The 16047-nt window shown below is 55.6% G+C and carries 14 protein-coding genes; 4 read left to right on the forward strand and 10 right to left on the reverse strand.

From position 1 onward, the window contains the following. Window positions 1–20: 20 nt before the first annotated feature. Entirely contained in the window at window positions 21–1028 is a 1008-nt protein-coding gene (gene yejK, locus IMQ56_RS10785; protein ID WP_017693031.1) for a nucleoid-associated protein YejK, read from the forward strand. 51 nt (window positions 1029–1079) lie between these two features. Here the strand turns inward: yejK and rplY are convergent, their stop codons facing one another. Further along, window positions 1080–1364, reverse strand: a complete 285-nt coding sequence (rplY, locus tag IMQ56_RS10790) for a 50S ribosomal protein L25 (protein WP_015572298.1) — start codon at window positions 1362–1364, stop codon at window positions 1080–1082. A gap of 125 nt (window positions 1365–1489) precedes the next feature. Continuing rightward, window positions 1490–3250, reverse strand: a complete 1761-nt coding sequence (locus tag IMQ56_RS10795) for a DEAD/DEAH box helicase (RefSeq protein WP_023304130.1) — start codon at window positions 3248–3250, stop codon at window positions 1490–1492. Window positions 3251–3401: 151 nt separating this feature from the next. On the opposite strand from IMQ56_RS10795, the gene rsuA reads away from it, so the two are divergent. The 3 genes from rsuA to IMQ56_RS10810 all read left to right on the forward strand — a co-directional run bounded on the left by rsuA (window position 3402) and on the right by IMQ56_RS10810 (window position 5945). Next, entirely contained in the window at window positions 3402–4109 is a 708-nt protein-coding gene (gene rsuA / locus IMQ56_RS10800) for a 16S rRNA pseudouridine(516) synthase RsuA (RefSeq protein WP_017383401.1), read from the forward strand. 15 nt (window positions 4110–4124) lie between these two features. Beyond that, the gene (locus IMQ56_RS10805; RefSeq protein WP_003859373.1) at window positions 4125–5324 is read left to right on the forward strand and encodes a Bcr/CflA family multidrug efflux MFS transporter; all 1200 of its coding nucleotides are present in this window, start codon (window positions 4125–4127) and stop codon (window positions 5322–5324) included. Between the two features lie 276 nt (window positions 5325–5600). Beyond that, entirely contained in the window at window positions 5601–5945 is a 345-nt protein-coding gene (locus IMQ56_RS10810; protein ID WP_003859372.1) for a YejG family protein, read from the forward strand. A gap of 3 nt (window positions 5946–5948) precedes the next feature. On the opposite strand, the gene yejF is transcribed toward IMQ56_RS10810, so the two are convergent. The 8 genes from yejF to IMQ56_RS10850 all read right to left on the reverse strand — a co-directional run bounded on the left by yejF (window position 5949) and on the right by IMQ56_RS10850 (window position 15949). After that, window positions 5949–7538 carry a microcin C ABC transporter ATP-binding protein YejF gene (gene yejF, locus IMQ56_RS10815; protein ID WP_017383398.1) on the reverse strand — a complete coding sequence of 530 codons (1590 nt, stop codon included), beginning with the start codon at window positions 7536–7538 and terminating at the stop codon, window positions 5949–5951. A 1-nt stretch (window position 7539) separates the two neighbouring features. Beyond that, window positions 7540–8565 (reverse strand): microcin C ABC transporter permease, encoded by a 1026-nt coding sequence (locus tag IMQ56_RS10820; protein ID WP_015572302.1) that lies wholly within the window; start codon window positions 8563–8565, stop codon window positions 7540–7542. Next, the gene (locus IMQ56_RS10825; protein ID WP_003859369.1) at window positions 8565–9659 is read right to left on the reverse strand and encodes a microcin C ABC transporter permease YejB; all 1095 of its coding nucleotides are present in this window, start codon (window positions 9657–9659) and stop codon (window positions 8565–8567) included. The genes IMQ56_RS10820 and IMQ56_RS10825 overlap by 1 nt, the downstream gene beginning before the upstream one ends. A gap of 9 nt (window positions 9660–9668) precedes the next feature. Continuing rightward, the gene (locus IMQ56_RS10830) at window positions 9669–11474 is read right to left on the reverse strand and encodes an extracellular solute-binding protein (RefSeq protein ID WP_196063818.1); all 1806 of its coding nucleotides are present in this window, start codon (window positions 11472–11474) and stop codon (window positions 9669–9671) included. Window positions 11475–11549: 75 nt separating this feature from the next. After that, window positions 11550–13103, reverse strand: coding sequence for a cyclic di-GMP phosphodiesterase (locus IMQ56_RS10835; RefSeq protein WP_045327800.1), 1554 nt, complete (start codon window positions 13101–13103; stop codon window positions 11550–11552). Between the two features lie 127 nt (window positions 13104–13230). After that, window positions 13231–13800 (reverse strand): bifunctional murein DD-endopeptidase/murein LD-carboxypeptidase, encoded by a 570-nt coding sequence (mepS, locus tag IMQ56_RS10840; protein WP_003859364.1) that lies wholly within the window; start codon window positions 13798–13800, stop codon window positions 13231–13233. 415 nt (window positions 13801–14215) lie between these two features. Further along, window positions 14216–14929 carry a phosphatase PAP2 family protein gene (locus tag IMQ56_RS10845; RefSeq protein ID WP_023295065.1) on the reverse strand — a complete coding sequence of 238 codons (714 nt, stop codon included), beginning with the start codon at window positions 14927–14929 and terminating at the stop codon, window positions 14216–14218. A 33-nt stretch (window positions 14930–14962) separates the two neighbouring features. Further along, complete coding sequence (locus IMQ56_RS10850; protein ID WP_196063819.1) at window positions 14963–15949, reverse strand: GTP-binding protein; 987 nt, start codon at window positions 15947–15949, stop codon at window positions 14963–14965. Window positions 15950–16047: the final 98 nt, after the last annotated feature.

The following is a 16047-nucleotide window of genomic DNA, read 5'->3' on the forward strand; positions in this document are numbered from 1 at the left end:
GTCTTAAAGGAGAGTTTATCATGAGTCTGGAAATCAACCAGATTGCCTTGCACCAGCTTATCAAGCGTGATGAGCAAACCCTTGAAGTGGTGCTGCGCGATTCGTTACTGGAACCAACGCCTACCGTTGTCGAGATGATGGCGGAGTTGCATCGCGTCTACAGCGCGAAAAATAAAGCCTATGGCTTGTTCAGCGAAGAGAGCGAACTGGCGGATAGCCTGCGCCTGCAACGTCAGGGCGAAGAGGATTTCCTGGCATTCAGCCGCGCTGCTACTGGCCGTCTGCGTGACGAGCTGGCGAAATATCCCTTCGCCGATGGCGGTATCGTCCTGTTCTGCCACTACCGCTATCTGGCGGTAGAGTATCTGCTGGTCACCGTGCTGAATAACTTAAGCAGTATGCGCGTGAACGAGCAGCTGGATATCAGCTCAACGCACTACCTGGATATCAACCATGCGGATATTGTGGCGCGTATCGATTTAACCGAATGGGAAACCAACCCGGAATCAACGCGCTATCTGACCTTCCTTAAAGGCCGCGTGGGCCGCAAAGTGGCGGATTTCTTTATGGACTTCCTCGGCGCCAGCGAAGGGCTGAATGCCAAAGCGCAGAACAAAGGTCTACTCCAGGCGGTGGATGACTTTACGGCTGAGGCGCAGCTTGATAAATCTGAGCGTCAGACCGTGCGTCAGCAGGTTTACAGCTACTGCAACGAGCAGTTACAGGCCGGGGAAGAGATTGAGCTGGAGTCGCTGTCCAAAGAGCTGGCAGGCGTCAGCGAAGTCAGCTTCCAGGAATTTACTGCGGAAAAAGGCTATGAGCTGGAAGAGAGCTTCCCGGCGGATCGCAGTACGCTGCGTCAGCTGACGAAATTTGCCGGTAGCGGCGGTGGGTTAACCATTAACTTTGATGCCATGCTGCTCGGGGAACGTATCTTTTGGGACCCGGCCACCGACACGCTGACCATTAAAGGCACGCCGCCGAATCTGCGCGACCAGCTTCAGCGTCGCACCTCAGGCGGTAAGTAACAGCCATAAAAAAACCCCGCAAACGCGGGGTTTTTCTCGACAGGTTTGCGATTACGCGCGAACGAAGTCGATGTGAGTCAGTTTTGGCTTGAACGCGTGACGCTGAACAGCCTGAACTTTCACTTTTTCTTCTTTACCGTCAACAACGATGGTCAGAACTTCGCTGTAGAATTCAGCTTTGTTCTGCATGTTCCATACTTTGTCGTGATCCAGTTCAATAGCAACTGGAGCAGCTTCGCCACCGTAAACGATAGCCGGGAACTTGTTTGCGGTACGCAGGCGGCGGCTCGCACCCTTACCCTGCACGTTACGTACTTCTGCTTCGATAGTGAACATTGATTTCTCTCTGTATTTAAAACCCTACTACAGGCGACCCAGCAGCAGGTGAGTGTTCTGCCTCACGGATGTGAAGCGGGCGGCATTTTATACTCAAATGGCTCGCGCATCAACGAAAAGTCCCGTTAACCGCGCAATTCGTTTGCCCGGCGAAAGCGTCCTTCATAGTCAAAGACCTTCTCACGCACCTGCCAGAACTGCCCTTTTTTACGGGCGACAACAAAATCAGGATGGCGCAGTAACGCCTGCTGGCGCACGATATCGGCCACGGTTATCCAGCGCAGCGGCACGCCAGGCGTGCGGGTATGCGGGCGGATAAAGAGCTGCTCGAACGCGGTGCGCTGGGCGGGCGTCTGGACCCGGAACCGCTCGCTGACGTCTGCGCCATCCTCGTCGTAGTAGGTAATTTTTAGCCACTCGCCTTTTTCATCCGCGCCGGGCTGTAAGGCCATGCCGGAACAGCGCAGCACCAGCGCATCTTTCAGCTTCAGCGCCGCTTTCAGCATGTCGTCCGGGTCGACCAGGACCGTGTCGCACTCCCGACAGCGGCGGGCGGCAATGTCGTTTTCGGCATTGCACTGCGGGCAGTTTTTGAAGCGGAAGCGGAAGTCACACTGTTCGCGATGGCCTTCATCGTCTTCAAACCAGCCCTGACAGCGGCGGCCAAAATGTTCGATCAGCGTGCCGTCGGCGGTGGTTTTCCCCCAGAAGGTGTTGGCAAACCCGCAGGCAGGGCAAAAAACCTGAACGGGCACGTTGTCGCTCTTGCCTTTTGGCGTGCCGACTTCCGGCGAATAGAGATCGTGCGGGTTACCGGCGTAATCAAGGATCAGACAGTCGGTTTTGCCCGGCGCCAGACGCAGCCCGCGGCCAACAATCTGCTGATACAGGCTGACGGATTCCGTCGGGCGAAGAATCGCAATCAGGTCGACGTGCGGGGCGTCAAAGCCGGTGGTTAGTACGGAGACATTCACCAGATAGCGGAACCGCTGAGCTTTGAAGTCCTCAATCAGGCTGTCGCGCTCCGGGCCGGGGGTTTCACCGGTAATTAACGCCGCGTCGTCGGCGGGCAGCAGCCCCGTAATTTCGCGCGCGTGTTCGACAGTGGCAGCAAAAATCATCACCCCTTTGCGCGTTTGTGCGAACTCTTCAATCTGGCTGATGATATGCGGCGTGATCCGCTTCTGTTTTTTCAGCTCATGGTTAAGATCTGCCTCGCTGAACAGCCCGTTGCTCTGCGCCTGTAAGCGGCTGAAATCGTACTGCACGACGGGCATATCCAGCCGCTCCGGCGGCGTCAGGTAGCCGTGCTTGATCATGTAGCGCAGCGGAAGCTCATAGATACAGTCGCGGAACAGGGCCTTTTCATCGCCACGCACCATGCCGTGATAATGAAACTGATAAATCCAGCCCTTGCCCAGACGAAACGGCGTGGCGGTGAGGCCAAGCAGACGGAGGTGAGGATTCACCTTTTTCAGATGAGTGAGGATTTGCTGATACTGGCTGTCGTCGTCATCGCTGATGCGGTGACACTCATCGACAATCAGCAGGGAAAACTCGCTGCGAAACAGTTCCAGGTTGCGCGCAACGGATTGTACGCTGCCAAACACCACTTTTCCGTGGCTCTCTTTGCGCTTCAGTCCGGCGGCAAAAATGTCGGCCTCCAGGCCGAGCGCGCAATATTTGGCGTGGTTTTGCGCCACCAGCTCTTTGACGTGCGCCAGCACCAGCACGCGTCCGCGGGCCAGGCGCGCCAGTTCGGCAATCACCAGGCTTTTACCGGCTCCGGTCGGGAGAACGATGGCGGCGGGCTCCCGATGCTTGCGAAACCAGGCGAGGGTGGCATCAACGGCTTCCTGCTGATAGGGGCGTAATGTGAACGTCATGGCTTCTCTATTCAGTTAACTCGCATATAGTATGCCACGAAACTTTTTCCCTTGAGTGGCGCAACCAGACCATTATACTGAACTGTTTCTGACTGCTTCTTTTTCGGACGCGTAGTCCGACTTCCAGCACCATTAAGGCTAAAAAGATTTCATGCGACTTGATAAGTTTATCGCTCAGCAACTCGGCGTAAGCCGCGCTATTGCCGGGCGTGAAATTCGCGCCAGCCGCGTAACCGTGGACGGCGACATTGTGAAAGACAGCGCTTTTAAACTCCAGCCTGAGCACCAGGTGGAGTATGACGGCAACCCGCTGACCCAGCAGAATGGCCCGCGCTACTTCATGCTCAACAAACCGGAAGGTTACGTCTGTTCAACGGACGATCCGGATCACCCGACGGTGCTCTATTTCCTCGACGAACCTGTGGCGCACAAGCTGCATGCGGCAGGGCGACTGGATATCGATACTACCGGCCTGGTGCTGATGACCGATGACGGCCAGTGGTCGCACCGCATCACCTCCCCGCGCCATCACTGTGAGAAAACCTATCGGGTGATGCTTGAGTCTCCGGTCTCGGATGACACGGCAGAGCAATTCGCGAAAGGCGTTCAGCTGCATAATGAGAAGGATCTGACCAAACCGGCGGTGCTGGAAATCCTCACCCCCACGGACGTCCGTCTGACCATCAGTGAAGGCCGCTACCATCAGGTGAAGCGGATGTTTGCCGCCGTGGGCAACCACGTTGTGGGGCTGCATCGTGAACGTATCGGCGCGATTGAACTCGATCCAGACCTGGCCCCAGGGGAATATCGCCCGCTGACGGAAGAAGAGATTGCCAGCGTCGGGCTGCCTTCACGCTAAATTCAGGAGAACCCTGTGACCACCAGGCCACACTCGTCGTTTAAAATTGTATTTATCCTTGGCCTGCTGGCCATGCTGATGCCGCTGTCTATCGATATGTATCTGCCCGCGCTGCCGGTGATTTCCGCGCAGTTTGGCGTACCGGCAGGCAGCGCGCAGATGACGCTCAGCACCTACATTCTTGGTTTTGCCCTCGGTCAGCTCTTTTATGGCCCAATGGCCGACAGCCTGGGGCGTAAACCGGTTATCCTGGGCGGGACATTGATATTTGCCGCGGCGGCGGTGGCCTGCGCGCTGGCGCAGAGTATCGATCAGCTGATTGTGATGCGCTTCTTCCATGGCCTGGCGGCTGCTGCGGCAAGCGTGGTGATTAACGCGCTGATGCGCGACGTCTACCCGAAGGAAGAGTTCTCACGCATGATGTCGTTCGTCATGCTGGTCACGACAATTGCGCCGCTGGTCGCCCCCATGGTGGGCGGGGCGGTCCTGGTGTGGTTCAGCTGGCATGCGATTTTCTGGATCCTGGCGATTGCCGCGCTGCTGGCCTCGGTGATGATCTTCGTCTTTATCGATGAAACGCTGCCGGTCGAGCGACGTCAGAAGTTCCACGTTCGCACCACGCTTGGCAACTTTGCCTCGCTGTTTCGCCATAAACGTGTGCTGAGCTATATGCTGGCCAGCGGCTTCAGCTTTGCTGGAATGTTTTCGTTCCTGAGCGCGGGGCCGTTTGTGTACATCGAACTGAACCATGTGTCACCCCAGCATTTTGGTTACTACTTCGCGCTGAATATTGTGTTCCTGTTTGTGATGACCATTATCAACAGCCGCTTTGTCCGGCGGGTTGGGGCGCTGAATATGTTCCGCGCCGGGCTGTGGATCCAGTTCGTGATGGCTATCTGGCTGGTATTGAGCGCGTTGCTGGGCGTCGGTTTCTGGGCGCTGGTGGTGGGCGTGGCGGCGTTTGTCGGCTGCGTGTCGATGGTTTCATCCAACGCGATGGCGGTGATCCTCGACGAATTTCCGCATATGGCAGGCACCGCCTCGTCGCTGGCAGGAACGTTCCGTTTCGGCATTGGCGCGATAGTCGGGGCGCTGCTCTCGACGGCGACGTTTAATACTGCCTGGCCGATGCTGTGGGCGATTGCCCTCTGCGCGACCTGCTCCATTCTCTTCTATCTTTACGCCAGCCGGCCGCGAAAGACGGCGCATAAATGACCACTTAAGGCCCGTGACGGGCCTTTTTGTTGACCCATATCAACCAACCCTCCGTTCGTTTACCCTGTGTTTGTTTCTTTTATGTAAAATCTATTTATGTAAAAAGTCACATCATTGTATTTAAAAAGGTTGAGTTAGATCGCAGAAACGGGTACATATAGCGCCGACGCGAGCCTGCAACGCCTATAAAATCCGCTAAACAGTGCAGGTTGGCGATGATGTGTTACTATAAATGTAAATAAATTGTGAAGTAAATTTGCTTCCGGGGATCTGAACGTGAATACATTACAACTCTCCATTGTCCATCGCTTGCCCCAGAGCTATCGCTGGTCGACGGGTTTTGCAGGTTCGAAAGTTGAACCGATTCCGCAAAGCGTTGCCGGGGAGGATAATTGTCTGGTGGCCCTCAAACTGCTCAGCCCGAGCGATGAAAATGCGTGGCCGGTCATGGAACGTCTCAGCCAGGCGCTGACGGACATCGAAGTGGACAGCTCCGTGCTGGAATGCGAAGGTGAGCCGTGCCTGTTTGTTAACAGCCAGGATGAGTTTGCCGCCACCTGTCGTCTGAAAAACTTCGGCGTGGCCATTGCCGAGCCGTTCTCCGGTCAATATCCTTTCTGAGTGCTAGTCAGCGGACAATAGCTGGCGTGTGTAATCCTGCGTCGGCGCGGTGAATACGCGCTGGCACTCTCCCTGCTCAACGACTTCTCCCTGCCGCAATACCACCACCTGATGGCAAAGCGCACGCACCACCTGTAAATCGTGGCTGATAAAGATATAGGCCAGCCGATGCTTTTCCTGTAGCCCCTTCAGCAGCGCCAGAATTTGCGCCTGAACGGTGCGGTCCAGGGAAGAGGTTGGCTCGTCCAGCACGATCAGCTCCGGTTTCAGGATCAGCGCGCGGGCAATCGCTATACGCTGGCGCTGTCCGCCGGAAAACTCAGCCGGATACCGGTGCCGGGTCTCGGGATCTAAACCCACTTCCGCCATCACCCGCATCACGTCGATTTCACGCTGTTGCGCCGTCATTGTCGGCTGGTGGACGCGCAGGCCCTCTTCAATAATCTGTAATACGCTCAGGCGCGGGTTAAGCGAAGAGTTTGGATCCTGAAATACCACCTGCATCCGCGGGCGCACGGGAAGCATCATCCGGCGATTCAGGTTTTGCAGCGGCATGCCGTCAAAAACAATGCTTCCCTGAGAGGCGATCAGGCGCAGCAGCGCCAGGCCGGTGGTGCTTTTGCCTGAACCGGACTCGCCCACAAGCCCAAGCGATTCGCCCGGACGCAGAGCGAAGCTCATGTCTTTCAGAACATGATTGTGATCGACCACGCGACGCAAAATGCCTTTGCGGATCGGGAATGACACCGACAGCCCCTCAACCCTCAGCAACGGCGCGCTGTCAGCGTTAAGCGGAACCGGGTCGCCAGCGGGTTCGCTATCGAGCAGGCGCTGTGTATACGGGTGCTGAGGCGCGCTCAGCAGGGCGGATGCCCGGTTCTGTTCCACGCAGCGGCCGTTTTGCATCACGGCCACCGTGTCAGCGAGCTTTTTCACGATGCTCAGGTTGTGCGTAATAAACAGCAGGCTCATGTTCAGCTCGTCGCGCAGTTCGCGCAGCAGTTGCAGAATTTGTGCCTGTACCGTGACGTCCAGCGCGGTAGTAGGTTCATCGGCAATCAGCAGTTCGGGGCGCGTGAGCAGGGCCATTGCAATCATCACGCGCTGGCGCTCGCCGCCGGAAAGCTGGTGCGGGAAATCGTTCAGCCGTTTCGCCGCATTACGGATACCGGTGCGTTCAAGGCAGTCCAGAATTTCACCCCGCGCTGCCTCTTTACGCATTCCCCGATGAAGTGACAGCACTTCATAGAGCTGTTTTTCCAGGGTATGCAGTGGGTTGAGCGACACCATCGGCTCCTGAAAAATCATGGCGATGTTGTTGCCACGAATGCCGCGCAGGGTTTGCTCGTCAGCGTTCAGCAGCGATTGTCCATGGAACAGAATATCCCCCTGCGGATAGCTGACCGGCGGGGAAGGGAGCAGGCGCAGCACCGACAGCGCCGAAACGCTCTTACCGGAGCCGGATTCCCCGACCAGCGCCAGCGTCTCTCCGCGCTGGATCTGCAACGATAAATCCGTCACCACCGTGCGTGATTCGCCCTGTTTTGAAAACGCAATCGACAGGTTCTCTATGCTCAGAAGAGGCCGGGTCATGTCATACCGCCTTGTTGGGATCGAAGGCATCGCGCACGGCTTCGCCAATAAAAATCAGCAGGGAAAGCAGCACCGCCACGGAGAGGAATGCGGCGATGCCCAGCCAGGGGGCCTGGAGATTGTTTTTGCCCTGCAACAGCAGTTCGCCAAGGGACGGTGAGCCCAGCGGCAAACCGAAACCAAGAAAATCAAGCGACGTCAGGGTGGTAATGGAGCTGCACAAAATAAACGGCAGGAAGGTGAGGGTCGCCACCACCGCATTGGGAAGCATGTGGCGGAAGATGATTGCGCCATCGCTCACGCCTAACGCCTGCGCAGCGCGAATATAGTCGTAATTTCGCGTACGCAGAAACTCCGCGCGCACCACGCCGACCAGCGCCATCCAGCCGAACAGGACGGTGATCCCGAGCAGCCACCAGAAGCCAGGCTGTACCACGCTGGACAGCAGGATAATCAGAAACAGCGTCGGCATACCGGACCAGACTTCAATCACGCGCTGTCCCCATAAATCTATTTTACCCCCGTAATAGCCCTGCACGGCGCCCGCCACAACGCCCATTACGCTGCTAAAGAGCGTCAGCAGCAGCCCAAACAGGAGCGAGATGCGGGTGCCATAGAGGATGCGCGCCAGCACATCGCCGCCGTTGGCGTCCGTTCCCAGCCAGTTTTGCGCGGAAGGCGGCGAAGGGAAGGGGGTGGACGTGGCGAAGTTAATACTGTTCGCGCCAAAACGAATCGGCGCCCAGATAGCCCAGCCGTGCTGCGCGATCTGTTCACGTAACCAGGGGTCCTGGTACTCGGCTGGCGTCGCAAACGGGCCGCCAAAATCGCTTTCGCTGTAGGTGGTCAGCACCGGCACATACCAGCGGTCTTTGAAATGCACCAGCAGGGGTTTATCGTTGGCAATCAGTTCCGAACACATACTTAAGGCGAACAGGACGGCGAAGATCCACAGCGACCAGTAGCCGCGACGGTTGTGGCGAAAGCGCGCCCAGCGGGCCTGATTGACGGGGCTTAAACGCGACATCAGCGACCCTCAAAATCGATACGGGGATCGACCAGCGTATAGCTGATATCGCTGATGATGTTCAGCAGCAGGCCGATCAGGGTGAAAATGTAGAGTGTGCCAAACATCACCGGATAATCACGGGAGACGGTGGCCTCATAGCCCAGCAGCCCTAATCCGTTGAGCGAGAACATCACCTCTATCAGCAGCGAGCCGGTAAAAAACATACTGATGAACGTGGCGGGGAAACCGGCAATCACCAGCAGCATGGCGTTACGAAAAACGTGCTTCCACATGATCTGCTTTTCACCGACGCCTTTGGCGCGCGCGGTGACGACGTACTGTTTGCGGATCTCATCAAGAAAGGCGTTTTTGGTCAGCATCGTAAGCGCCGCAAAACCGCCGATGACCGTCGCCAGCACCGGAAGCGTGATGTGCCAGAAGTAATCGGTGATTTTCTGATACCACGGCAGGGTGCTGAAATCCGCAGAGACCAGCCCGCGCAGCGGGAAGAGGTCGAAATAACTGCCGCCGGCGAAAAAGACAATCAGCAGCACGGCAAACAGAAACGCCGGGATAGCGTAGCCGATGATAATGAATGTGCTGCTCCAGATATCGAAACGGCTACCGTTGTAGACCGCTTTTCGGATCCCCAACGGAATGGAGACCAGATAAATAATCAGCGTCCCCCACAGTCCGAGCGTGATGGAAACCGGCAGGCTTTGTTTGATCAGGGTTAATACCGAGGCGCTGCGAAACAGGCTGTCGCCAAAATCGAAACGGACATAATCCCAGAGCATCCTGAAATAACGCTCGTGCAGCGGCTTGTCAAAACCATAGCGATGGGTGATCTCGGCGATCACCTCCGGATCCAGTCCGCGACCGCCCCGGTAGTGGCTTTCGCTGATGTTGCCCACGCCCGTCCGGGCATGGCTGGCCCCCATTCCTTCACCGCCGCCGCCCGGCATGCCGCCAGCGTGACCAAATTCTATTGCCGCAATTGCCTGGTCCACCGGACCGCCGGGGGCGATCTGGACGATAAAAAAGTTAATGGTAATGATGGCCCACAGCGTCGGGATCACTAACAGCAGCCGGCGGATAAGATAAGCGCCCATCGTCACTCCTTAACGCCGCTCTGCGGGCAGTTTTGCGGCTTTATTCACGTCATACCACCAGGTGTCAAAGCCGAGGGTGTAGACCGGGCGAACGGCAGGCAGGGAGAATTTATCCCAGCGGGCCACGCGATCTTCGCCCATATACCACATCGGCAGCATGTAATAGTTCCAGGTTAAGACCCGATCGAGCGCGCGGCCAAGCGGCAGAAGCTTGTTCTTATCGCCATGAGCAGCGACAATTTTTGCAATCAGCGCATCAATCACCGGGCTCTTTACGCCCGGGGCGTTGTAGGAGGAGTCGATATACCCCGATGCCCAGGAGATTTGCAGATCTGAACTTGGCCACGGCTGCGCGGCCCACAGGGTCTGCATCATGTCGTAATCGCGACTGCGCTTGCGGTTGGTTAACTGGGCCATATCGACCTGGCGGATATTCATGGTGACGCCAAGCCGGGCAAGGTTCTTCTTAAATGGCAGCACCCACTGATCGTTTGCGCCGGAGGCAATCAGCAGTTCGAAGCTGAGCGGTTTACCGGTTTGCACATTAACCCGTTGCCGATTTTTCAGCACCCAGCCAGCATCATCCAGCAGGTTGCTGGCTTTCAGCAGGTTGTCCCGGTCGAACCCGTTTCCGTCGGATTTGGGCGGTTCAAATACGCGGGTGAACACCTCCGGCGGAAGCTCCGCTTTCATTGGCGCCAGCAAAACCAGCTCGTCCGCGTGGGGATAATCACGGGCGGCATATTCAGTATTCTGGAAATAGCTGTTCGCCCGGCTGTAGGCTCCGTAAAACAGCGCTTTGTTCATCCATTCGAAATCAAACGCCAGGGTAATGGCTTCACGCACCCGACGATCGGAAAAAACCGGGCGCTGAATATTAAACGCCAGCCAGCGCGTGTCCTGCGCGGATTCGTTTTTGTGTTCGTCTTTAACGATATAGCCTTTCGCGAAATTTTTTCCGATATAGCGGGTCGCCCAATTTTTGGCGCTGTTCTCGACACGTAAATCAAACGCGCCCGCCTTAAATGCCTCGAAGGCCACGTTATCATCCAGGTAGTAGTCGTAGCGGATTGTATCGAAGTTCCAGCGGCCCCGGTTTACCGGCAGCGTGGCTGCCCAGTAATCTTTCACCCGGGAATAGATCACGTACTGGCCCATTCGCCAGTCGGTAATGCGATACGGCCCTCCCGCCAGCGGCGGGGTAGAGAGGGGATCGCTCAGCTTATGGTTTTTCCAGAAGGATTCGGGCATGACGGGCAGGGAGAACAGGCTCAGCATATTCTCTTTGTTCGGCTCAGGGAGTTCGATTCGCACGGTCAGCGGGGCGATGGCTTTCACCGTGGTGCCCTTGTACACCAGACGAAACTGCGGCACGCCTTCGGTCATAAATTTATGAAAGGTGAATGCCACGTCACGGGCGCTAACCGGCGTACCGTCGTGAAAACGCGCCCGCGGATTAATCGCGATTTCTGCCCAGCTGAAATCATCGGCGTATCGCACGTTCTCGGCGACCAGGGGATAATAGCTGCCGGGCTCGTCGTCGGAGGTGACGAACAGCGTGTCATAGAGGGATTCGGTACGCGCTGCCGCCACGCCGCGCAGGGCAAAGCGGTTAAAGTTGTCAAACGTTCCCGTGGCGGAAAGCGTCACGTTTCCGCCTTTCGGGGCGGCGGGGTTAACGTAATCGTAGTGGTTAAAGTTAACCGCGTACTTCGGCTCGCCAATGACGGCAAAGGCCGTGCTCTCTTTGATGGTCTGCGCCTGGCTCGACAGGCTCACCAGCGCCAATAGCGTCAACACAACGCGCATAATCATAGTGCGGCGGATCCCTTTGTTCACAGGCAGGCTCGGTTGAACAGAATAATAAGGGACAGCGCCGTGATTGTGAAATTATTCCCCGAGCGTGATGTCGGGTTGCCACGTCCTGAACTGCTCCAGCGGCATCGGGCGGCCGATCCAGTAGCCCTGAAGATAGTTCACGCCATGCTCGCGCAGCCACGCCGCCTGCTCCGGCGTTTCAACACCCTCGGCAACGGTTAACATATTCAGGCGTTCTGCCAGCGTCAGCACCGCGTCAAGCACTGGCGAGGTGACGGTTTCAGTCCCGATGGCATTCACGAAGCCACGGTCAATTTTCAGGTAATCCATCGTGAAGCGTTCCAGATAGATCAGCGCGCTGTGGCCGGTGCCAAAATCATCGATGGCAATTTCAAAACCTTCTTCGTGCAGCCATTCGAACAGCTGATTAGCCTCGCGGTGGTTGATCATATCGCGCTCGGTTATTTCCAGCACAATCTGGAAGTGATCGGGTGGAAGGGCGGCGGCAAACGCGCGCATATCCTCTTTAAAGCTTTCCGCATGCAGATGCCCGGGCGCGATGTTGATCCCAAACTTGGCCCCAGGCGGGAGCACCGTTTGCAGGACAGGGGCATCGCGGATAATCAGGTCAAAAAGATGCAGCGTCAGCGGGACAATCAGCTTCTGCGCTTCAGCGAAATTAATAAAGGCATCCGGTGGAATTTCTCCCATCACCGGATGCTTCCAGCGCATCAGGACTTCCAGCCCGGTCATTTTGAGCGACTGCGCATCCACGACGGGTTGATAGACCACGTAAAACTGGTCGCGTTTGATGGCCGTTAGGATCTCTTTCCCCGGATTAAGACGGATAGTAAGAATATAGAAATTCAACAGGCCCGCCGCGATACCGCAGACCAGGCCGAAAAACAGGGCGTACAGCACTTCATCGGTCGTCCAGGCTTCCGCATAAACATGGATGGTCAGAGGCACATTTTTCAGCGTGGCGGTACGGACCGGGATATCAGGCAAATCACGCGCAGAGACCAGCGTTCCGGAATGGGTTGATAACGCATAATCGCCAATAATGATGGAAATACCGGCAAACTCATCCTGTCTTGAGGTGTAGAGGAGATAAGGAGTCAGGTTAAGATTAACGGAGGTAAATACACCGCCGTCCTTCACCAGTGGGTTGCGATACCAGATGGCAATCGCGGGCTTGTCCGGCATCATGGGGGTGCCCGGCAGGAGCGCCATATCAACCTGTTTATTGATGTGCAGTTCAGGAATAAGCGCTTCCAGAGGGACATTCATCGGGCCGGTGGCGGAAGAGCAGTAGGCGTTTTTATCCCTGACCAGCAAAAAGGCGCGCACGTTGATGCTAAAGGCCGCCCGGGAGGTCAGGGCGGCACTCACTTCCTCGCAGCTGTTTAGCGTGAGTGGCTGGAGTGTATCAATCGACATTTTGAGCTCATCGAAATAGCTCTCCATGTAGACGCTTAAATCGGTAATAAGGGTATCGAATCTGACGTCTCGCTTGTGGTAACTCCAGTAAAACTGTAATGCTCCCAGGAGCAGGGCAGTGAATAACCCCGTAAGGAAACTGAGAAACAGAATCTTGCGGTTGCTGGAGAAGTAGCGGGTAAACATAGATGTCGTGATTCCTGAAATGCCGCTGGATAGTTATCAGTGTAACGGGCAAAAAAAAACACTGCCGGAGCAGTGCTTTTTTTATCGTATCGCCAGCCAAGGGATAACCAACGATACGACAGCAATATTAACTACGGCTCAGAACGCGGCGAGCTTCGTTGTAGCGCTTCTTCCAGTAAGGTTCGTTCATGCTGGAAATCGTCACACCACTGCTGGTGGAAGCATGGACAAACTGATCGTTACCGATATAGATGCCAACGTGTCGACCGGTTGAACCCGCTCTGAACAGGACTAAATCGCCCGTGCGCAGTTTAGTGCGCGAAATGGATTTACCCATTTCCTGCTGTTCATAAGTAGAACGCGGAAGGTCTAACCCAAACTGCTCACGGAACGTACGCTGTACGAACGCGGAACAATCGATGCCTTTCTTGGTGCTGCCGCCCAGACGGTAACGCACGCCTTTCCAGTCAGCATACTGATCCATAATACGCGACTTAACGTCGAGATTACGTACCATATTTTCAAATTCATCCTGAGAGGCTTGCAGTGAAGAGGAATCTTCCATTCCCACAACACGCGTCTCAGGATGCATATTCTTCGCGGTGTTCGTCGTACTACATGCCGAAAGCAGAACCGCCACTGCAATCGCCGGGATCCCCCGCAAGATATATCTCAAGATTGGTTGAGATTTGACCATTTTGTTTGTTTTCCCTTGAAGTCCTTAACGAAAATATCGTTATAAAAATGCCAACCGTGACGAGACTAATAATCTGTTCACAATGAGACAATTCTTTATGGTGAAAACTGTGGCTCAACGCACAAAATTATTCACCATGATAATAATTATCTCAGTGGGGCAAAACGAGTTCGAGGTTAACCGATTGCACGGGGTATTGCGAGCAAAAAAGTCCGTTTTTTTATAAGAAAATGTGATACACAAAGTTACAGCGCGGAATTGCTCAAAATGCCGCCATTCATATCGGTAATCCCTGCAATTGCTTCATTTTTATCACGAATTGTATGACGGGGTGATGACAGCGTTGAATGACGCCGAAAAGAAGTGACGCAGGGATCGAAAACGATCCCTGATGAATGGTGTTAATTTTCGTTATTTATTTGTTTCCAGCTTGTTTAAATTTGCCAGGAAGATAGCGATCAAAAATGCCTATTATGCGATCGCTGAGTGGGGTCATCAGCACCCACGGTAAACCAATTAACACCGCCGTGAGGGAGCCTACGGCGATATCTGTCAGCCAGTGAGCGCCAATCATCACCCGCGGGAATGCAAATACCACCACAATAACCAGGGCGATGGCGAAGGCTTTTTTACCAAAATAGCGCAGCATGAAGCCTGCAAAAATCAGCAGCATCATACCGTGGTCGCCCGGGAAACTGTCCTTCGAGGCATCTTTGGTTGGAATATGAAGCAGCTCGCTGACGCGGTTAATATTCGGGAAAAAGAGCGAAGGACTGGCGCGTTTAACCGGCATCAGATGCTGCGCCAGCTGGTTGATAATCACGGCCGTCAGCAGCATCACCAGGCCGATAATCAGAATACGGCGACGACCCGTTTTGTCTTCCTTCAGCCAGAAGGAGAGCATCAGACAGCCCATTGCCAGCAGCGAACAGCCGTCAAACGCGCGGTTGTTGGTGATCGCCACCAGCCACAGGAAGGCTTCACTCTTCGCCAGCGCCTGGTTAAAGAAGTGGAACAGCCCGGAATCCAGCGGGAACCAGAAACCGTGATCCGCCGGGATATACCAGGAGAAAAAGATCGCCAGGCCGGCAGCGTTGAGCAATAAAATAGCAGGAAGTCGAGTCGTCATAGTCTTCAGCAATGTGTGAAATCAGGGGCAACGTTAGCCGCCCAAACTTAAACGAAGCTTCAACAGGCTTGACTGGAGGGCATTCCAGTCGGTATTAACCGCACTAATTAACTCTATCCGGCTGTCGGGTGGCGCGACGTTCTGGGTTTCAATAAAGAAATCCTCGCCCTGACGGTTAATGCGCACCAGACCATCCGAAGTGCGCATGATCCCTTTTACCCGCTCAACCGGCGCGAGTCTCGCCCATTCCAGTATACCAATGGTGTCGAAAACCGTATCGGCATCGAAGATCCACCCGCAGGCCTGATGCCCCTGGCCGCTGTTCAGGTTGCGACGCCAGCGCTGATGCTCCGGCAGGCTCAGTGCAGCCAGGCCTTGCTTCGCGCCGTGGCTATGCGAATGCTCAGCGCTGGTAGGCAGTTGCGTCTGGTTGAGGCGGGGAAGGTCGAGCAGGGCGCCATCAATGTTGCCCTGGGTCGTCTGCACATACTGACGTCCACCGCCAGCCTGCTGCCACCAGGACTGGAACGCGGCCTGACTCTCAGCCGTCGCGCGATCGGATTTATTCGCCACGATAATATCTGCCGAGGCGAGCTGGTCGCGGAAATTGTCATTATTGATCGCTTTTTCATCCAGCAGCTGGCGGGGGTCGAGCAGGCAAAGCGTCGCACGCAGCTCAAGCCACGGCTCGTATACCGGGGCGGTCAGTAAATCAAGGATTTGCTTAGGATGCCCCAGCCCGGTGGGCTCAATCAGCAGACGGTCCGGCTTGCCCTGACGCAGCAGCGTATTCAGCCCGACCTGCATCGGCAGACCATTCACGCAGCACATACACCCGCCCGGGATCTCTTTCACCATCGCGCCGCTGTCGGCGAGCAACGCGCCGTCGATCCCCACTTCGCCAAATTCGTTGACCAGCACGGCCCACTTTTCCGCCGGGTCTTTATTGGCCAGCAAATGCAGAATGGACGTAGTTTTACCGCTGCCTAGAAAACCGGTGATCAGGTTGGTTTTGGTCACGTGCGCTCCGATAAATAATTGTGATGTAGTAACAACTATCCATCATCCTGATGAAAAAATCGGACATTGAGAAGAGGGAGGGCGAACGGAGCACAAAA

Origin of the sequence: Enterobacter sp. Res13-Sevr-PEC09-46 (assembly GCF_015672585.1) — a bacterium.
Lineage (GTDB): Bacteria > Pseudomonadota > Gammaproteobacteria > Enterobacterales > Enterobacteriaceae > Enterobacter > Enterobacter hormaechei_C.

Excerpts from the sequence above, each read along its gene's own strand:
- yejF (WP_017383398.1), bottom strand. The coding sequence starts at position 7,538 with ATGACCCGGCCTCTTCTGAGCATAGAGAACCTGTCGATTGCGTTTTCA.
- IMQ56_RS10825 (WP_003859369.1), bottom strand. The coding sequence starts at position 9,659 with ATGGGCGCTTATCTTATCCGCCGGCTGCTGTTAGTGATCCCGACGCTG.
- mepS (WP_003859364.1), bottom strand. The coding sequence starts at position 13,800 with ATGGTCAAATCTCAACCAATCTTGAGATATATCTTGCGGGGGATCCCG.
- IMQ56_RS10795 (WP_023304130.1), bottom strand. The coding sequence starts at position 3,250 with ATGACGTTCACATTACGCCCCTATCAGCAGGAAGCCGTTGATGCCACC.
- IMQ56_RS10845 (WP_023295065.1), bottom strand. The coding sequence starts at position 14,929 with ATGACGACTCGACTTCCTGCTATTTTATTGCTCAACGCTGCCGGCCTG.
- IMQ56_RS10830 (WP_196063818.1), bottom strand. The coding sequence starts at position 11,474 with ATGATTATGCGCGTTGTGTTGACGCTATTGGCGCTGGTGAGCCTGTCG.
- yejK (WP_017693031.1), top strand. The coding sequence starts at position 21 with ATGAGTCTGGAAATCAACCAGATTGCCTTGCACCAGCTTATCAAGCGT.
- IMQ56_RS10820 (WP_015572302.1), bottom strand. The coding sequence starts at position 8,565 with ATGTCGCGTTTAAGCCCCGTCAATCAGGCCCGCTGGGCGCGCTTTCGC.
- rsuA (WP_017383401.1), top strand. The coding sequence starts at position 3,402 with ATGCGACTTGATAAGTTTATCGCTCAGCAACTCGGCGTAAGCCGCGCT.
- IMQ56_RS10835 (WP_045327800.1), bottom strand. The coding sequence starts at position 13,103 with ATGTTTACCCGCTACTTCTCCAGCAACCGCAAGATTCTGTTTCTCAGT.
- rplY (WP_015572298.1), bottom strand. The coding sequence starts at position 1,364 with ATGTTCACTATCGAAGCAGAAGTACGTAACGTGCAGGGTAAGGGTGCG.